Source organism: Calditrichota bacterium (genome assembly GCA_016867835.1).
In the GTDB taxonomy this organism is placed as follows: domain Bacteria; phylum Electryoneota; class AABM5-125-24; order Hatepunaeales; family Hatepunaeaceae; genus VGIQ01.
The window spans coordinates 1-17417 of the sequence record VGIQ01000053.1; the positions used below are offsets into that span (position 1 = coordinate 1).

A 17417-nucleotide genomic window follows, 5' to 3' on the forward strand; every position below is an offset into this window, starting at 1 on the left:
ACGCCAGAGCGAGCACTTCACCGGTCTTGGGGTCGAGGACTATAGCCACTGCCGAGAGGGCTTTCTCGACTATCACAGCCGGTGCCAGTTCTTCCTCGACGAGTGACTGAATGCGCAGATCGAGGGTCAGGACGACGTCGAGGCCGTCGATGGGCGGCGTTAGCGGTGCAGCAGGATCGATGTGGGGACGCCCCTGAACGTCGAGTTGGTAGATCCTGCGGCCCGATGTGCCGCGCAATAACTCGTCGCAACTCTTCTCCAGCCCGGCAATGCCAACGCCGTCGATGTCGGTAAAGCCTACCACTTGACCGGCCAGCGCTCCGTGCGGATAGACCCGGTGCGTCTCGGTCTGGCGAATCAGGTTCCAATTCCGACGGTCGATCCGGTCGGCCAGTGTCGGTGGTAGTTTCCGCGCCAGATGGACGAAGTCGGCGGCCCGATTGAGTCGCTTCAGATAGTATTCGGTCGAGCGCCCGGTCAGTCGGGCCAGATCGGCTGCCAGCCCGCGAGGATCGGTCACCCGCTTCGGGTTGACGCCCAGGCTTACATAGTTCCCGGCTTGATCGGAGAGCGGAACGCCATAGCGATCGAGGATGTCGCCCCGCCGGGCGGGAGTGATCACCTCGGTGCGATGCTGCAAATCTGCAGTGCGGCTAAGTTCAGGTGCCATCCAGATTTGCAGCATCACCAGGCGCACCAGTATCACCATCGCACCCGCGAGTAAGAGTGCGCGAATGATCAGCAGTCGCCGGAGGCCGGATGGATCGGGCTGGAGCATACCTTAGGTTCAAGATTCGCAAATAAGGAGCAGGCTGCCGATGCGTCAGCCCCGTGTCAAGGCGGCTTGCAGGAGCCGCTTGACTGAGGGAAGCGCACCTACCACACCCATCAGCGGTGCTTCGTGGTGCGTTTCGGTCCAAATCGTATCGGGCGGCACCTCGGGCCAGACCATCCCGAGCCGCTGTCGGGCTAACGCCTCGACCCGTGCCAGTTGCGAATGCTTCAAGAGGTCGCGACGAATCTGACCGGCTTCATCGAGCAGTTGCTGATGCTGCCGTTCAAGGCTTAGATAGCGCGAGGAGTAATGCTCGTAACGTCCCGAACGCCAGATCCAGACCAGCCCGAGGAACGTTGCCATGATTAGCCAGCCCAATAGGCGCGCCTGGGGCTTTAGGCGCGACGCAGCCATAGGGCGGGTATTAGAAGGTGATGACATCGGACAGCCTTCCGTAGCGAGGTTCGACGTTCGATACCAGAAGTGCAAGGTGCAAGGTGTGAGGTGCAGGGTGATAGGTCATTAGTTGCATGCGCGGTGCAACCTCGAATGGGTGCGACAAAGTCTCCACTATGCCCGACGCAACTTCTCAACAACACGCATCCGGGCACTGCGGGCTTGCGGATTGGCCGCCATCTCCGCCCGGTCGGGTCTGATCACATGTGGTGTTAGGATGGTCAGTTCCCAATCTGCATTCATCGCAGAATCGGATACCGCTTCTGCCTTGCCTGCCGGTCGGCTCAAACGGCGAAAGGCTTCCTTGAAAATGCGATCCTGATGCGAATCATAGGCTATGGTCACGAACCTCCCGCCCGGTCGAAGCAGCGCCAGCGCTTGCGAGGCTAAAGCCCGGATTGCCTCCAGTTCGTCATTGGCAGCGACCCGCAACGCCATAAAGACTCTTGACAGCGTTTTGACGCGAAAAGGTCCCCTTACGACCCGACCGACCACGTTTGCCAATTCTCCCGTCGTCGTGAGCGGACGACTCCGGAGGATCAGGTCGGCAAGACGCCCGGCTTGCCGTTCCTCACCGATTTCCCAAAAAAGCGCACTCAACTGGTCTTTGCTCCAACGGTTGACGATCTCGCTGGCGGGAACTCCCCGCCCTGGAGAGTAGCGCATATCGAGCGGTCCGTCGAGGCGATAACTGAAGCCCCGTTCGGAAGTTAGCAACTGATCGAAGGACTGTCCGACATCCGCCAGGATTCCATCCACCGGTTGGAACCGGGCTCTCCCGGCAACTTCTCCTAACTCCCTATAATCCCCCTCCACCACCTGAACCCCGGATCGTCCGGCAAAGCGTTCCCTCAAGTGCCGGACAGCATCGGGATCGACTTCGACGGCTAATACCTCTATCTGCCAATCTGCCCGTTCAAGCAACTCCTCGATGTGTCCGCCGCCGCCGGCGGTGCAGTCTATGAACCGCCTTCCGCCGGTTCCGAGCAGATAATGAACTACCGGCCCAACCAGGACCGGCTTATGCTGGGCATCCAACAGACTCCCCCGCGTCCGGCTATTCGTCGCCCGTCGGAAGTCCGGGCAGCATCGCCGGTTTCGCTCCTTCTGCCGCTGGCCTAAGCCTGCGCCCTACCAGCAACTGCCGGTGCGGTGCTTGATAATCGAAGGTGGTGTCGCCGGTCGCGGCCGGATAGTTGTCGGGATGCCAGATTTCGATGCGGTCGCGCATCCCGACGACCTGAACATCACCCTTCAGTCCGGCAAAGTTCACCAAATGGAGCGGTATCCGCACCCGGCCCTGCCCGTCGAGCAGACATTCGACAGCGCTCCCGTAGAGCCAGCGGATGTAACGGAGGAACTCCTCATCGGGGAGTTCAAGCGACTCGGCGCGCTCCAGCAACTCCTGCCAGATGTTCAGCGGCCAGGCGGCAACGCACCGGCCCAGCCCCGGCGCAAGCACAAAAGTGCCTCGTGCCGAGGGCGACAGGCGATAGCGATAGGACGACGGGATCGCCAGCCGGGACTTGTCGTCAAGGCTGTAAAGATCTGATCCCCAGAAGCCTGGTATGGGTTCATTCCCCACGTTTGTCAACTCTATTCTGAACTGTTCCCCAAATTTCTCCGGTCAATCTACAAAAGGAAGGCCGCGCTGTCAAGTGTTTTGCGCGGCCTTAACGAAAAAAAATCCCCACCCTGTATCTCAGGAGGCGATTTCTAAACCCTTTATATCATATTATCAAGTAGATACTATATTAGGTGTTCGAGTTCTTTATTTATCCAGCGATTGCCGCTGTCACGTGCCTCACGTGACAGCATATGAGCACGAACCTTCCGTCACGTGAGGGCACGTGACGGAAGGTTCGTGGCGTGAGAGACGAATAAGTCAAAGAACTCGTGTTCATTATTCCGATTTTCCGTCTTCAGACTACTAACTGGTGCGATATCAACTTGTCTCGTCCCCCTGCTCAGCGGGGGGACTTCAGGAGGGTAGAAGTGCATCCCCAATTACCCCCCCTTTCATTGCCCCCCCGGCAAGCAGGGGGGATCAGACAAGAACTAACTGCACCATGTAGTAGCCCTCAAATGCGCTCATCCAAGAATCTCCCGCAACTGCAGCGACCGTTCGAGCCGTTCGCGCAGGTCTTCGATCACCTTCAGCAGGTTGACGGATCGAGCGTTCACAATCTCGGCAAATGCCTCGTCGGCCATCAGCATTTTTGTTACCCGTCCATTGGTATGAGCAGCCATAAGATGACCGATCCGGTCGGCCCAATCGAGCATTTCAGGCAGTCCCAGTCGCGGCGAGTCGGACGGCCGGATATGATGCTGGGCAATGGCGTTGATGATGTCGTCGGGGAGGTTCCAGCGGCCCGCGAGCCAGCCGCCGATGTGGCCATGATCGACGCCGATGACATCGGCTTCGGCACGGGCAATGTGAACACCCTCCTGATTAGCCTTCTCGGCACAGAGCAGGTGATAGCGATAGAAATATTGGTGCAGTACCAGTTTACCAATGTCGTGAAGGAGTCCCGCTACATAGGCGCCGGAGTGCTTGGGAACCCTTAGGCCGGCATAAAGCCCCTGGACGATCTCGGCGACCGAAGCGCTGTGCTGCCAGAATTCTGCGCTGTCGAAGTGTGCTACGTCGGGACGTTCAGGGAAGAGACGCAGGACGCTCGCTGATGCGATCAGATTTGAAACCTCCTCGATCCCGATGATGACGACCGCCGTCTTGAGATTGTCGATCTTGCGCGGGACGCCATAGTAGGCGCTGTTGGCGGTGCGCAGCAATTTGCCGGCAAGTGAGACGTCCTCCTCGATCAACTCGACGATATCGCCGGCGCTGCTGTGCGGATCGGCGACCCGCTTCATCACTTCGACAACGATGCCGGGCAGCGTCGGGAGGTCGCGCACTTCGGTGATCGTCTTGCGGATCTCAGCGATCACCAGCATCTTGTTCAAACCTTCGGCGGGGGCGCCGCCGGCGGGAGTGCCATCGGCACCCCAGGGGGAATTCATCGGTAGAGGATTCCTATGGCGGTATGATGTGGACAGTTCAAGGAGAGCCCTTATCTCAAGTGAAATCTAATCGGTTTGTATTCCCTTTGCAAGGGTTCTATCGTCATAGCCAGTCATATCGGAGGTGATGAGATAAACGCAGGTGTGCCGTTCAATGGTTGACAAGCAAGACCGCAAGGCTTAACTTGATGATTATGTTAACGGTCAACCTGACAGAGTCGGGGCGTGCCTGGTAGTAATAGGACGTTGAACGGCGATCCAAATAGACCGGTGCTGGTGCACCGGATGCCGACACCGGTCTTTTGGCATCGTCTCTCGCTTGCGCCCTACATAAGCGATGACGATGCCCGGCGCGCTCGGGTTCATCCGCGAGACGGCTTTCCGAAACGGCTCGACCGGGCTTTATCCGGTCGCCGGAAGGTCTTGCCCGACCTGGCTTTGATGGGGCCGGCTGCAGACCCCTATACGGCTGTTGAGCGGCGTCAACGCATCACCCGTCGGGCTCTCGAGGTCCTTGCCAAGCACAATTATCCGCTCCTGCTGATGACCCGCTCGACGATGGTGCTGCGCGATATCGACATCCTGCGCGAGATTCACCTGACGGCTCAAGCAACTGTCGCAGTGCCTCTGGGGGATGGTCGCTCCGAAGAGAACGGGAATGTCGCTTCGTCCGATCAGCGACGCCTACTCGACCGGATTGTCCGCAGCGGCATCCAGACCGGTGCTCTGATCCGAATGCACTCCGGACTATCCGACCGCCGGCTGGAGCGACTTTTTAGGAGCGGCAGCGATCTAGGACTAGACTTCATTGCCTTCCAGCGTCCGTGGTTCGACGGCAATAATCCATCACCTCGCGCTTCAAACTTCGAGCCTCGCTTCCGACTCCTCGATCTGGCCGCCCGCTATCAACTGCCCTTGCGGATGAAAAGGTTCATTCCCAAGGATTATCGTCGTGAGAACTACTGGCTTGCCGGACGCCTCGCCGACAGCGCCCTCATTCGTTGGTGCAGCGGCGAGCCGTTTCGCTTGCACCTTCGGGCTGCGAGGCTCATCAACAACCTTAGGCGCGATGTCCGCAACATCCTCAGAGAAGGCGAAGTGCATCGCATTGAGGGAATAGATACGGCGGTCTGGCCTGAAATCGACCGATTGCTCAGCGGAGACTGGACCCCCCGTATGATTTGGGAAGGATGACCCGTCCCAAGACGTCGCTTCCGACGCCCGAAACCGCGCTGGTCTTGCGGTCGATCCGCCACGGTGAGACCTCGCGGATCGTTACGCTGTTCAGCCTTGAGCGAGGCAAGTTTGCCGCTATCGCCAAGGGCGCTCGCAGCGGTAAAGGCAATGGCGCGATCGGCAGCCTCGCAGCACCCAGTCTGATCGAAGCGATGGTCTATCACAAGTCGTCGCGCTCGGTGCAACTTTTGGCTCAGGCTTCGGTGATCGACCCTTACGTGGGTCTGCGGGAAGATATCCTGAAGAGTGCCTATGGCGCCGCGATTGTCGAACTGCTCGACCGCTCGATGATCGAAGGCGATGTCAACCGGGCCGCGTTCGCTGCAGCCGGGAGTGCGCTGGAGCGTTTGGAGCGGTCTGAAATCACGCCGCGCCTGGCATTCCAGGGCTTTCAACTGGATTTAACCGCTGCGCTCGGCTTTGCGCTCGACGCCACGGCATGTCCGGTCTGCGGTACAACTCCGGCGCGAACCGGCTGGCATAACGCCCTGATGCTCTCGGAAGGGGCGATCTGTTGCGAGGGATGCCGCATCGAGGGCGACGCTGTAACCCTCACAGGCGAGTCGGTCAATATACTGCGTTTGCTGGCCCGGCGACAGACCGATCTGCTCAAGCGCCTTAAAACCAGTGAGATGGCTCAGAACGAACTGAGCAACGCTCTGAGCCGCTATATCCGGCATCATCACCCGGCGCTCGGTTCGCTTCCGGCACAGGCGATGATAGACCGGCTTGAGTAATTATGTTGATGATGTTGATGTTAGGGATGCTGCCATACGAGGGCGTCTGGATGCACACAGGTCTTTAACTTCCCAATTGACGTCATCATCATCATCATTAGCATCAGCAACACATCCCTCGGAGACCAAATGAAACTTACCACCACGCTTCCTATACTGGTCCTGTTGCTGGCTCATGCCAACAGCAGTTTCGCCGAGACGCGTGTTTCGGGCGACGTCAGCGGGCGCTGGCTGCGGCAAGGCAGCCCTTTCATTGTAACCGGCGACGTCACAGTCCGAAACGGCCAGGCGCTTGCCATCGACGCCGGCTGCGAAGTCCGCTTCGAAGGCACGAAGATGTTGATCTATGGACGTTTGACTGCTGTCGGTTCGATCGACGATTCGATCCGGTTCCTGCCGGCCGAAGGCGCCGAAGCTTTCGGCGGTCTGCGCTTTCTGGTTGCAGACAGTGCGACAGTGCTCAATTATTGCGTAGTGTCAGGCGGGCGGGCGTTGGGAGGACAGGGGGAACTCGATTCCCTCAGTTCGGGTGGAAATATATTCGTCAGCGCCGGCGATGTTACCATTCTCAACAGCCGCATCTCAGGCGGGCATTGTCGGACGTTCGGTGCCGGCATCGCCCTCTGGCGCGCAAACACCGTGATCGAGAACTGCCTCGTTGCCGACAACAATTCGCAGAATGGCGGAGGTGGCATCGCGCTGATCTTGAACGCAAATCCACAGATTCGCAATACCACATTCGTCAACAATGCCGCTGTCAACCAGGGCGGTGGAGGGATAGCGCTGCTTGCTGCGGGACGCCTGGAGAACTGCACTTTCAGCCGCAACCGGACGACCAATGCCGAGAGTGGTCTTGGCGGCGCCTTATTGATAACGGAGGATGCGACAACCGCATTTGTCAAGTGCAACTTCCTCGAAAACACTTCCACCACCGGCGGAGCCATCAACGCCCGCGGTCACTCCACCGCACCGCGCTTCGAGTGGTGCTACTTTTGGGGTAATTCGACCAACGCCGGAGCCCGCGTCGGGGGAGCGATCTACGTCCGCGGCGGAGCCCGCCTGGAAGCCGTCTATTGCCGGTTTGTGGAGAATAACGCCAACTATGGCGGGGCAATCTACATAAAGGAAGCGCCGCTGCTGAATGTCAACCACTGCCTCTTTCTGCGCAATGCCGCCACCCGCGGCGGAGGTGCTATCTCCACTTCGGAAAACGACTGGGGCGAAAACAATCTATGGCGCGCCAACAACTGCACCTTCGTCAACAACACCAACATCGGCGGCGAGCGCATAGCCCAGTCGGTCCAGGCCCGAAACGGCGCACGCATCCTGCTCAATAGTTGCATCGTAGTCGGCGATCCGCCCCTTTTCGGCAATCAGGACTTTGTCTCGGCGGTCTATTCCCATATCCGAGGCGGGCTTCCCGGGGAAGGCAACGCTGCCGTGGATCCCGGCTTCTTCAAGATCGATTCGACCTACTTTATGCTGATGGGTAATTCGCCCTGCGTCGATTCGGGCGACCCGGACCTGCCGCCGGATCGCGACGAAACCCGCACCGACCGCGGCTGGCTCCACTTCCCGCGCAACGTCTGGAATGGGCTATCGACGGACCGCCTCGAGGTCGAACTAACCACCATCGACCGTGTAACCGAATCGCTGGAGCTGCGTAACGACTCCGGCGTTCCGGTCTATGCCAGCGTCATGGACCGCTGGACTGAGGGCGGTCGGGAAGCCTTCATCAACGTCTCGCAACTGACCAACGATTTCGATGTCAACGGTGTCGCACTGGCCGGGAACAACTTCTACCTCTGCGGCGGAAACAATGGGCAGTCGCCCAATATGCTCTATCGGCTCGACCGCAACTACGACCTTCGGCAGTCCTTTGCCCAGCCCGGCAATCCGGAAGACGATGGCTACCTCGACCTCGCTACCGACGGCCGGCAGCTGCTCTACGGCGGTTACCGGAATCTGATTGCCGAGTTTACCGTTGACGGTGAATTAGGCGAAGTCGTCAACGGGCCGCAAGCGATTCGGACCATGCGGGCGCTGGGTGTCGATTTTCGCTACTCGGACAACTTCGTCGATTTCTACATTGGTGGCGACGAGGGCATCATCGCCCGCACCGATGCCGAGTTCTGGGAACGCGACCGGATTGTCCTGGGGGATACCGTCCGCAGCCTTGGCGTAAAAGGCAACACCCGTGCGCTCTACGCCGTAACCGAACCGCGTCCTGGCGTTACGCTCCTGTGGCTGATCAACCCGGACGAGCATCTTGCTACGCCGCTCTATACGTTGACGCCGCCCGACTCCCTCGCCAGGATTGGGGGAGTAGAAGTTACGCAGGCTTTCCAGGACGGCCGGGGCAGTCTGATCGGTATCTGGAAATCGACCGGTGATACCCCCGACCGGCTTTTCGTTGTCGATCTCTACACTTCGTGGCTGGTGATCGAGCCGTCTCTGCAACTCCTCTTACCTGGAGAATCGATCGCCTGGCCGGTTACCTTCTGCGGCGACCAAATGCCGGCAGGTTACCACGAAGGAAACTTCTACGTCGCTGTCAACGGATATGGTCAGGGCGGCGAAGTAGAAGCCGCAATGACCTCGACCCAATCCTCTGCGACTGATGACGACGCTATGCCGACCGACTTTCAGATCGAAGCGATATGGCCCAATCCGTTTAATCAGCATGCAGTGGTATCATTTAACCTCCCGCGAGAAAGCCGCTACGAACTGCAGGTGTTCGATGTAACCGGACGTCGTGCCGGGCTTGTCGTTTCCGGAGTAGGAAGCGCGGGTTCTAACCGAACGGTACTCGATGCCGCCGATCTGCCGGCCGGCGTTTTCTATCTCAAGGTTGTGACTCCCTACGGAGCAGTCGCAGCGCCTTTCAATCTTCTCAAGTAGCCCTCTAACCGGCGGCCGGCCGTTACGCCTCGGCCGGCCGCCGGTCAGTCTCGCCTCATACCACTTTGCCCGCCTTCGACGACAACGACCTCGACCGCATCCGACAGGCCATCAGTATCGCCGATTTGATCGGTGGTTATGTCCAGTTGAAACAACGCGGAACGGGCGATTTCTGGGGTCGTTGCCCATTCCATGGCGAAAAGACGGCCAGTTTCCACGTTCGCGCCGACCGCGGGATGTTCCATTGCTTCGGTTGCGGCAAAGGCGGGAACGTCTTCACTTTCCTGATGGAGATCGAGCACCTCTCGTTCGGCGAAGCCGTCCGGCTGCTCTCCGACCGCGCCGGCATATCTCTAAGATCTCAATCCGGCGCCTCCGGCGCCCGGCAGCGCGATGAGAAAGAGCAAATGGCTGCGGTCAACGCCTTTGCCGTCAAGTGGTTCCACGAGCGCCTCATAACCGGGACGCCGTCGGCGAGTGCGCGGCGGGCGCTTGAGTATCTAACCGGTCGTGGCTTGGGCCGGGAGACCATTGTTCGTTTCAAGATCGGCTGGGCTGAGCCGGAATGGGATGCCTTCAGCCGGGCTGCCAACAAGACCGGCTATCGCGACGATCTATTGGTGGCGAGCGGGCTGGCTTATCGCCGACGCGACGGCAGCGGGGTCGTAGATCGCTTCCGGGCGCGGATCATCTTTCCGATCCACTCCATCACAGACCGCGCCGTCGCCTTTGGTGCCCGCCGGGTCGAAGGCATTACTCCCGATGACGACGAAGCGAAGTATCTTAACAGCCCCGAGACGCCCCTCTATCACAAGGGCGAGCATCTCTACGGACTCGATATCGCGCGGGATGCAATCAAATCGGCCGGTAATGTCTTCATTGTCGAAGGATACCTCGACCTCTTGGCACTCGTCAGGGGCGGCTTTCCCAATGCTGTAGCCAGTCTCGGGACGGCGCTTACCCGGCGTCAGGCACAATTGCTCGAACGCTATGCCAGTCGCGCGGTCGTCGTCTATGACGGCGATGACGCCGGAATCGCGGCGGCAGCACGAGCCGGAGATCTCCTTACCGAATCGGGGATCGAAGCGCATATCGTCCGGCTGCCGGAAGGCGAAGACCCCGATTCGATCCTGCGAAGCAATGGACCGGAAGCGCTTGGCGAGGCGCTCGCCCGTCCCCTATCTTTGGTGAATTTCCGGCTCGAAGCGGCGGGCTTTCACCGGTCTCTACCCCCCAGTGTGCAAATCCGCGCAGTGCGGGACATTTTGGGTGCCGTCGCCGGGGTCGTCGATCCGGTTCGCCGCGATTTGCTATTGGGCGAGTTACAGCAAGCCACCGGCCTGACGCGCAACACTCTCGACCGTGCATTGAGCGACATCCCCAAGCCGGATGCTCCTTCTCCAGACGGAACAGCCGCGACTCCGGCGCCCGACTTCGGGCCTGAGTTTACCGGCGAACGCGATCTCATCGTCTCGCTCTTACGACATCCCGAATTCTTAAACGTCGCAATGCGAGAAGTTACATCGGCACACTTCGAGCAAACTCAACTGAAGGCTCTCTATGCGCGACTTGAGAGTGCATTCCTGCGCGGCGAAGCGATCGATTCGGCGGCGCTTTTCGAAGCGACCGCTGATCCGGCGGTGAAGCAGTTGATATCGCGTGCGGCGGTCGAAATGTCGGAGAACGCTGAGCCGGGATCGGCCGAACGCGCCGTCCGCGATGCCGCCAAGTCGATCCTCCGAAGGTCGCTGCGGCGCCGCCACAATGAACTGCGGATTGCCGTCGCAACAGCCGAGCGCAATCACCTCCCGACGGCCGACCTGATGCGTGAAATGATCGCGCTCCAGCGTCAAATGCGCGAACTATCAGCCGGATGAAGATCCTCATCCCCACGGCCTGGTATCCCTCACCAGATCATCCCTCCGACGGGTTGTTCATTCGCAAATATGCGGAGTTATCGGCTCGAAGACACAATACGGTCGTGCTGGCGCTATATGTCGAGCGTGACGATGGAAACCGTCCTGAACTGCATAGGATGGACGAAGGCGGCATCGTCGTCTATCGCCACTATCAGTCGCGCGGTCTGGCTCCGCGCTTCAGGTTTCTAACCCGGCTCTGGAGGCAATACCGGGCCGGGCTTGAGGTCGGAGCACGGGAAGGACCTTTCGACCTGATACACGCACACACTTATCAGGCCGGGCTGGTCGGCGCGCTATTGGCTCGCAAGTGGTGTGTGCCGCTGGCGATCACCGAGCATTGGAGCGGCTTTGGCAGTGGAGAGTTGACCTCGGCCGAGCGTTTAAAGGCGCGCCTCGCATTCCACCATGCCGACGCTTGCATCGTCGTTTCGGAGCATCTTCGAAGAGACATCCGGGATAGCGGCATAGCGAGCGACTTTATGGTGATACCCAATCCCGTCGATACCGATCTCTTTCGGCCTGCCGATTTCAAGCCTAATTTAGGTGGTCGTAACTCTCTGCGGCTGCTTGCGGTCGGATCCCTCATTCCACGCAAGGAGTATCCGACCCTGTTCGAGGCGATGAACAGGGTGCGCGATCATGGCATCGAACTTTGTCTCGAACTGGTCGGTGACGGGCCGCTGCGAGAGATTTTATCCAAACTGGTTGGTAGATTGAGCCTCGGGGATGCGGTGCGGTTCCACGGCTTTCTCCCTCCCCTGGAAATCGCCCGTCTGACGCGTGAGGTTGACTTCTTCGTACACCCCGCGCGTCACGAGACCTTTTGCATCGCCACCGCTGAGGCGCTGGCTGTGGGTCTGCCGGTGATCGCTTCGGACCTGCCGGCGATCCGGGACTATATGGACGAGTCGTGCGGCATCTTCGTGCCGCCGGGTGATGCAGCAGCGCTCGCCGACGCCATCGAAAGGATGGTCCGCAGTATCGACGAGTATGATCCCCACGCCTTGGCCGAACGTATTCGGTTGAGGTTCTCGCCGGAGGTCATCGCCGACCGGCTGGAAGAGGTCTATGGCCGGCTGCTTCATCAATCTATCTGACATTGCAACATTACCTATTATATGACTGCTCGACACTTTCTTCGTGCGACAAAGGTCTCGGCTCGGCTCGGATGGGACATCGAAGGCAACTGGACTCACCCGGCGGTCTATCTCCTGGTGGCGCTCGCCGCTCCGGTCTCGAGCCTCTTGATGCTGATCTATATGTATCGAGTAGTGTTGGGCGGAAGCGGCGACCCGCCCTTTCTCGCTTTCCTCATCAGCGGCTCGGCCGCCTTTATGTTCGTCCGACTATTCCTTGCCGGAGCCGGAATGGTGGTGGTTGAAGACCGCGAACATTACCGCATCTTCCGATACCTTTACATTGCGCCAGCCTCGTTCCCGGTGCAGGTAATGGGACGGGTCCTTCCCAAAGTTGCGATCTCCGTTGTGGGTGCGGCACTCGCCTTTCTGGCGGGAAGATACTTGCTCGGTCTGACCTTCAGGCCCGACGGGATCGCCTGGCCGATCGTCGTCGGGAGTTGGCTTCTTGCCGTCATTGGCATGGGTGCTATGGGCTGGATGCTCGCCAGCGCAATGTTGCTCATCGACCGGATGGGGTGGGTGCTTGCGGAGGGTATCGCGGGGCTGCTCTTTCTACTCGCTGGAGCCGTCATTCCGCTGTCGGTGATCCCGCCCTCCCTTGCCGCCATTGGGCAGTTACTGCCGGTTACCTACTGGATCGACCTTTGGCGGATTGCGTTCTATGGCGGCGCCGTTCGACTCGCTCTGCCTGAGACACCAATGGCACACCTTTGGCAGGGCTTGGCTCTGACGAGCGTAGCCTGGCTGGTCATAGCTCTCGTCTGGTATCGGATTGCCGACCGCCTGGCGCGCCGCTGGGGGCGAATAGAGAGAGAGACGTTCTACTGATCGAAGAATGATAAGATGACGGCAAATGTCGGACGGAGCGGGCCGGACGTCCGCTCGGACTGCCGGGTAGAATTAGAACTCCGCACCTCGGGCGGCGTCGAATTCCACCTCGTTAGCAAGGTCGCGGCACTTTACGGCCGCGACATTGAGCGCCAATGCCGCAGCATGTTGGCTGAATGGGGCGTCTTGCACTGTCGGCTGAGCCTTTACGACGCCGGTGCGCTCTCTTTCATCATCGCCGCCCGGCTCGAATGCGCTCTCCGGCGATCCGGGCTGACACCCGGACCTTCTACTGCACCTCTACGACCGACGGCTGACTATCCTTCACATCGGGACCGTCTCCGCCGCAGTAGGCTCTATCTCCCCGGCAACGAGCCTAAGTTCTTCCTTAACGCCGGTCTGCACCGGCCCGATGTCGTCATCCTTGACCTTGAGGACTCTGTCTCCCCTTCAGAGAAGGATGCTGCTCGCATTCTTGTCCGCAACGCGCTGTTGACCGTCAACTTTTACGGCGCCGAACGTTCCGTCAGGATCAACCAGGGCGAACGCGGATTCGATGATCTGCGCGAGATGGTCCCAACTCGACCGCACTCCATCCTAATCCCCAAGGTCGAAACCGCAGAGCAGGTCGAGGCGGTCGATCGCTGCATCAGGGAGATCCGTTCAAGTAGCGACAAACTCGCGAGCGATAATGACGATGCAAAGCGGGATATTTTTCTCGTCCCGATCATCGAATCGGCAAGGGGCGGGTTGAACGCCGCCTCCATAGCAACGGCATCGCCTCACATCGTAAGCCTCGCGATCGGGCTTGAGGACTACACTGCCGACATCGGCGCCCGGCGGTCGAAGGATGACCGCGAATCGGACTGGCTCAGGTCGCAGGTGCTGAACGCAGCACGCGCTGCAGGAATCGAGCCGAGCGATTCGGTATTCTCCGACATCGCCGATGATGCCGGACTCTTCGCATCGGCACGGGAGGCGCGCGACCGCGGTTTCGATGGCAAAGGCTGCATCCATCCGCGCCAGATCGGGATCATTCACCGTGCCTTTGCCCCCGAACCTCGTGAGGTCGAGCAGGCACAACGGATTGTGGAAGCCTTCGCAGCCGCCAACCGGCAGGGACTCGGGGTGGTCGCACTCGGATCGAAGATGATCGATCCGCCGGTGGTGAAACGCGCCGAACGGATTCTGAAGATAGCCGAAGGCGGATGTTAGTATGAAGGACAGGTTCGTCACCAATGCCGCCAGGCGGATCGTCCCTACAGTTGTCAACGGGATCCCGCAGGTTCCTTATCGAGGCGTAGGCGGCTATCGTCCAACCGGTCGCAGGGTGGCGCCGCAGATTGCTTCTTCTATGGACTACCCGCCGGATGGCAACAAGGTCGTAGCCGGTGGTCTCGCCGAAGCCCTACACCGCTGCGGTCTTAAGGACGGGATGACGATCTCAACCCATCATCACTTTCGCGATGGCGATCTGGTGGCGGGACAAGTCTTCGACATTGCCGCCGGGATGGGTGTTCGCGACTTACGGTGGTTCCCTTCGGCATCGTTTCCGTGCCATTCGCCGCTGATCCGGCACCTTGAATCGGGAGTTATTCACCACATCGAAGGCTCGCTCAACGGGCCGCTGGGCGATTACTGCTCGTCGGGAAGGATGCGTGGAACGGGCGTTCTTCGGAGTCATGGCGGGCGATGGCAGGCGATTCAGGACGGCGAAGTGGAGATCGACATTGCCGTCATCGCGGCGCCGTCAGCCGATCCATTCGGCAATGCAACGGGTGACCGGGGACCATCGGCATGTGGCGGGCTTGGATTTGCGCTGGCGGATGCGAACTTTGCCGACAAGGTCATCGTCGTTACCGACAACCTCGTCCCCTTTCCCTGCATCCCGTGGCAGATTCAGGGCAATCATGTCGATTATATTGTCGTTCAGGAGCAGATCGGCATCCCCGAAAAAATCGTCTCCGGCACCACCCAGATTACCCGTTCAGCCGATAGGCTGCTGATCGCGGAATTGACAGCCCGGTTCTGCGACGAAGCAGGCCTCGTCCGCGACGGTTTCTCGTTTCAAGCCGGAGCCGGCGGGACAGCGCTCGCCTTCGGGATCTACCTCGCCGACCTTATGCGCAGGCGAGGTGTCAGAGCCCGTTTCGCGCGGGGCGGATCGAACCGCTATCTGGTCGAAATGCTCGAAGAAGGTCTGGTGGATTACATCCTCGACGGACAGACCTTCGACCTGGACGGCGTCCGGTCGCTCCGCGAAAACCCCCGCCATATCATGACCTCGCCCTTCACTTCCTACAACTACCACGGCAAGGGCAACTTTGCATCGCTTGTCGATGTCGTCGTTCTGGGGGCAACCGAAGTCGATCTCGGCTTCAACGCGAATGTCGTAACCCACTCCGACGGGCGGCTCCTGCACGGCATAGGTGGCTGGCAGAACTGTCTCTTTGCCGGCTGCACTATCTTGCCGATACCGTCCTTTCGGGACCGGATACCGGTCATCGTCGATCGCGTAACAACCCTCTGCGGTCCGGGGGAACTGATCGACGTGATCGTCACCGAGCGCGGCATCGCCATCAATCCCCGACGACAAGACTTGATCGACAAACTGCGGGGGACGTCGCTGCCGATCCGGACACTGGACGATATCAAGAATGAAGTGGAGGAGATTTGCGGGAAGCCGGACCGAATGGAACCTGAGGAGACGATCGTCGCGGTAGTGAAGTGGGTCGATGGGACGATTATCGACGCGGTGCGGAAGGTGCCGGGCAGCGTTGTTGAGGCGTCTTCCGGTGCGGATGCTATGGAATGAAGAGATGCGCGTAAATGAGTGATAGATCGACCCGCGTTCCTTCTACCCCGCCCTGCTTTGTATTCCACTCCCACTTGCCGTCCAGTTCAAGTCGCAAGTCTCTTAATATCCATCCTCCGGCGCTAATCTCCAGGAATGTCGCGGAACCGACCGGCGCGCTCGGAAACGACACCTTGGGGGCAAGGGTCCGTGATCGATAGGGCGACCTAAGGAGCGAGTTTCCACCTCTGCGAGCCTGTCCGATGGCCGCTTCATATATGCCCAAGGACGCCGGTATTAGCCTTGCACCGATGCGCATCCGCTCGGCGTCGTTTCCAACAGGATGCCCCATATAGACGCCCCGTGTAACAGCGTTGTTAGCGGCAACATCGTGCTGCGTTGTAAAAGTGCCGATTCGGACATAGTCACTCCACAGTGTAGCAAGGATCGAACCGATTACCGGCGACCAGGCCGCTCGAGCCAGCCAGCCGAGTTGATCCTGGGTGCGCTGCCGGTCTTTCGCGTCCAGTTGGAAGTCGTCGAGTAGGATGGCTCCGGAGAGTCTAAGGCGCGGCGCGGCCAGATAATCGGCATTTAGCACCCACCACGCGTTTTGAGCCTTGTCGCTGCCTTGATTGTCGCGGTGATTTTGATCGATTTCGACGTGAAAGCCGAGCGGATTTATAAATGCCCAATCGAGCGGCCGGTCCCGTCCCGATAAGTAACTCACCTCAGTAAATCCCAAGAGAAGCCTGTTGCCGGACGCATACTGCAGCGTTCGTCCGGCGATATAGCGCTGGGTGATGCCGGAATCCCCCCGGATGGCTTCGAGGAATCCGTAGAAACTGCGCCAGGTGAAACGGCCAAACGTGGCTTGCACAGCGAATCGGTCGTAAGCGGGAGACTCCGCTCCGAGGGCCAGGTTCTCGTCCGGCAGAAAACCGACGATCTCGCGGCTCCGGCCCGCTTCAATGACCGCCCAATCGTTGCGGAAGGCGATTTGCGCCTGGTCGATCTCAGCACTGTTGAATCCGGCGCGCTCGATGGAACGCGTTCGACCCGAATAATGTGCAAGGCTCGCCGCGCGGTTGGTCGCACGAAGGTAGAGATCGGCGCTCCAATACTGGTGAAACGATAGATGCCCCCGGACAAACGGCGTCAACCCCGTCCCGCGATATATGCGATCGGAGCCTTCCGACCGGGAAGTGATGAAGCCGGCTGCGCCGATAAACGCGGTTTCAGAAGCCCCGTGCCTCTGCGCGTCAGCGGACCCTTGAACCAGCCTCGTGAGCCGTTCGATCTCTCGGGAGTTTAGTCCGGCTGCCGCAGAATCGGTCATATAGAGCAGCGAGTCGGGGGTAGCCGGATGAAAAAGCGAATGGCTCTCCCATCCGATCCCGGCGTCGATCAGCGCACTCCAGGTGCGGGTGTAGCCGAAGTCCTGCGGCAATGGCTCACCGGCCCATAAGGTTGGGATCGTGCAGAGGATCAAGCCTATTGACAGTGTGCTGATATCGACACGCATGTCCTAAAACTCCGCCTTCACGCCACCGATAAAGAAGAACCGGAACTGGTAGGCGGTCGTCCGCGACCCATCGTCGCCGTATATGT

The 17417-nt window shown here is 59.6% G+C and carries 14 protein-coding genes; 8 read left to right on the forward strand and 6 right to left on the reverse strand.

What is annotated here, in order from left to right:
• From FJY67_06960 to FJY67_06980, 5 genes are all read right to left on the reverse strand, one after another.
• On the reverse strand, nt 1-778 hold a 778-nt coding region (locus FJY67_06960), incomplete at its 3' end, for a hypothetical protein (GenBank protein ID MBM3329195.1).
• 45 nt (nt 779-823) lie between these two features.
• Nucleotides 824-1216 (reverse strand): hypothetical protein, encoded by a 393-nt coding sequence (locus tag FJY67_06965; protein MBM3329196.1) that lies wholly within the window; start codon nt 1214-1216, stop codon nt 824-826.
• A 129-nt stretch (nt 1217-1345) separates the two neighbouring features.
• Entirely contained in the window at nt 1346-2272 is a 927-nt protein-coding gene (gene rsmH, locus FJY67_06970) for a 16S rRNA (cytosine(1402)-N(4))-methyltransferase RsmH (protein MBM3329197.1), read from the reverse strand.
• 16 nt (nt 2273-2288) lie between these two features.
• Nucleotides 2289-2816, reverse strand: coding sequence for a division/cell wall cluster transcriptional repressor MraZ (locus FJY67_06975; GenBank protein ID MBM3329198.1), 528 nt, complete (start codon nt 2814-2816; stop codon nt 2289-2291).
• 506 nt (nt 2817-3322) lie between these two features.
• Complete coding sequence (locus FJY67_06980) at nt 3323-4252, reverse strand: HDOD domain-containing protein (GenBank protein MBM3329199.1); 930 nt, start codon at nt 4250-4252, stop codon at nt 3323-3325.
• A gap of 246 nt (nt 4253-4498) precedes the next feature.
• On the opposite strand from FJY67_06980, the gene FJY67_06985 reads away from it, so the two are divergent.
• The 8 genes from FJY67_06985 (at nt 4499) to FJY67_07020 (ending at nt 15827) form a co-directional block, all read left to right on the forward strand.
• Complete coding sequence (locus tag FJY67_06985; protein MBM3329200.1) at nt 4499-5446, forward strand: hypothetical protein; 948 nt, start codon at nt 4499-4501, stop codon at nt 5444-5446.
• Complete coding sequence (gene recO / locus FJY67_06990) at nt 5443-6225, forward strand: DNA repair protein RecO (GenBank protein ID MBM3329201.1); 783 nt, start codon at nt 5443-5445, stop codon at nt 6223-6225. The genes FJY67_06985 and recO overlap by 4 nt, the downstream gene beginning before the upstream one ends.
• Nucleotides 6226-6354: 129 nt before the next feature.
• Nucleotides 6355-9126: a T9SS type A sorting domain-containing protein gene (locus FJY67_06995; GenBank protein MBM3329202.1), complete on the forward strand. Its 2772-nt coding sequence runs from the start codon at nt 6355-6357 to the stop codon at nt 9124-9126.
• Nucleotides 9127-9191: 65 nt separating this feature from the next.
• Complete coding sequence (locus FJY67_07000) at nt 9192-11003, forward strand: DNA primase (protein ID MBM3329203.1); 1812 nt, start codon at nt 9192-9194, stop codon at nt 11001-11003.
• Nucleotides 11000-12142: a glycosyltransferase family 4 protein gene (locus FJY67_07005; protein ID MBM3329204.1), complete on the forward strand. Its 1143-nt coding sequence runs from the start codon at nt 11000-11002 to the stop codon at nt 12140-12142. Before FJY67_07000 ends, FJY67_07005 begins: the two co-directional genes overlap by 4 nt.
• A 21-nt stretch (nt 12143-12163) precedes the next feature.
• Nucleotides 12164-13012, forward strand: coding sequence for an ABC transporter permease (locus FJY67_07010; GenBank protein MBM3329205.1), 849 nt, complete (start codon nt 12164-12166; stop codon nt 13010-13012).
• A gap of 15 nt (nt 13013-13027) precedes the next feature.
• Nucleotides 13028-14227, forward strand: a complete 1200-nt coding sequence (locus tag FJY67_07015) for a citrate lyase ACP (GenBank protein MBM3329206.1) — start codon at nt 13028-13030, stop codon at nt 14225-14227.
• Between the two features lies 1 nt (nt 14228).
• Nucleotides 14229-15827, forward strand: coding sequence for a citrate lyase subunit alpha (locus FJY67_07020; protein ID MBM3329207.1), 1599 nt, complete (start codon nt 14229-14231; stop codon nt 15825-15827).
• Here the strand turns inward: FJY67_07020 and FJY67_07025 are convergent.
• A complete protein-coding gene (locus tag FJY67_07025; GenBank protein ID MBM3329208.1) occupies nt 15817-17331 on the reverse strand; it encodes a hypothetical protein in 1515 nt (504 codons plus the stop codon). The two genes, FJY67_07020 and FJY67_07025, sit on opposite strands and share 11 nt — an antisense overlap.
• Nucleotides 17332-17417 lie beyond the last annotated feature (86 nt).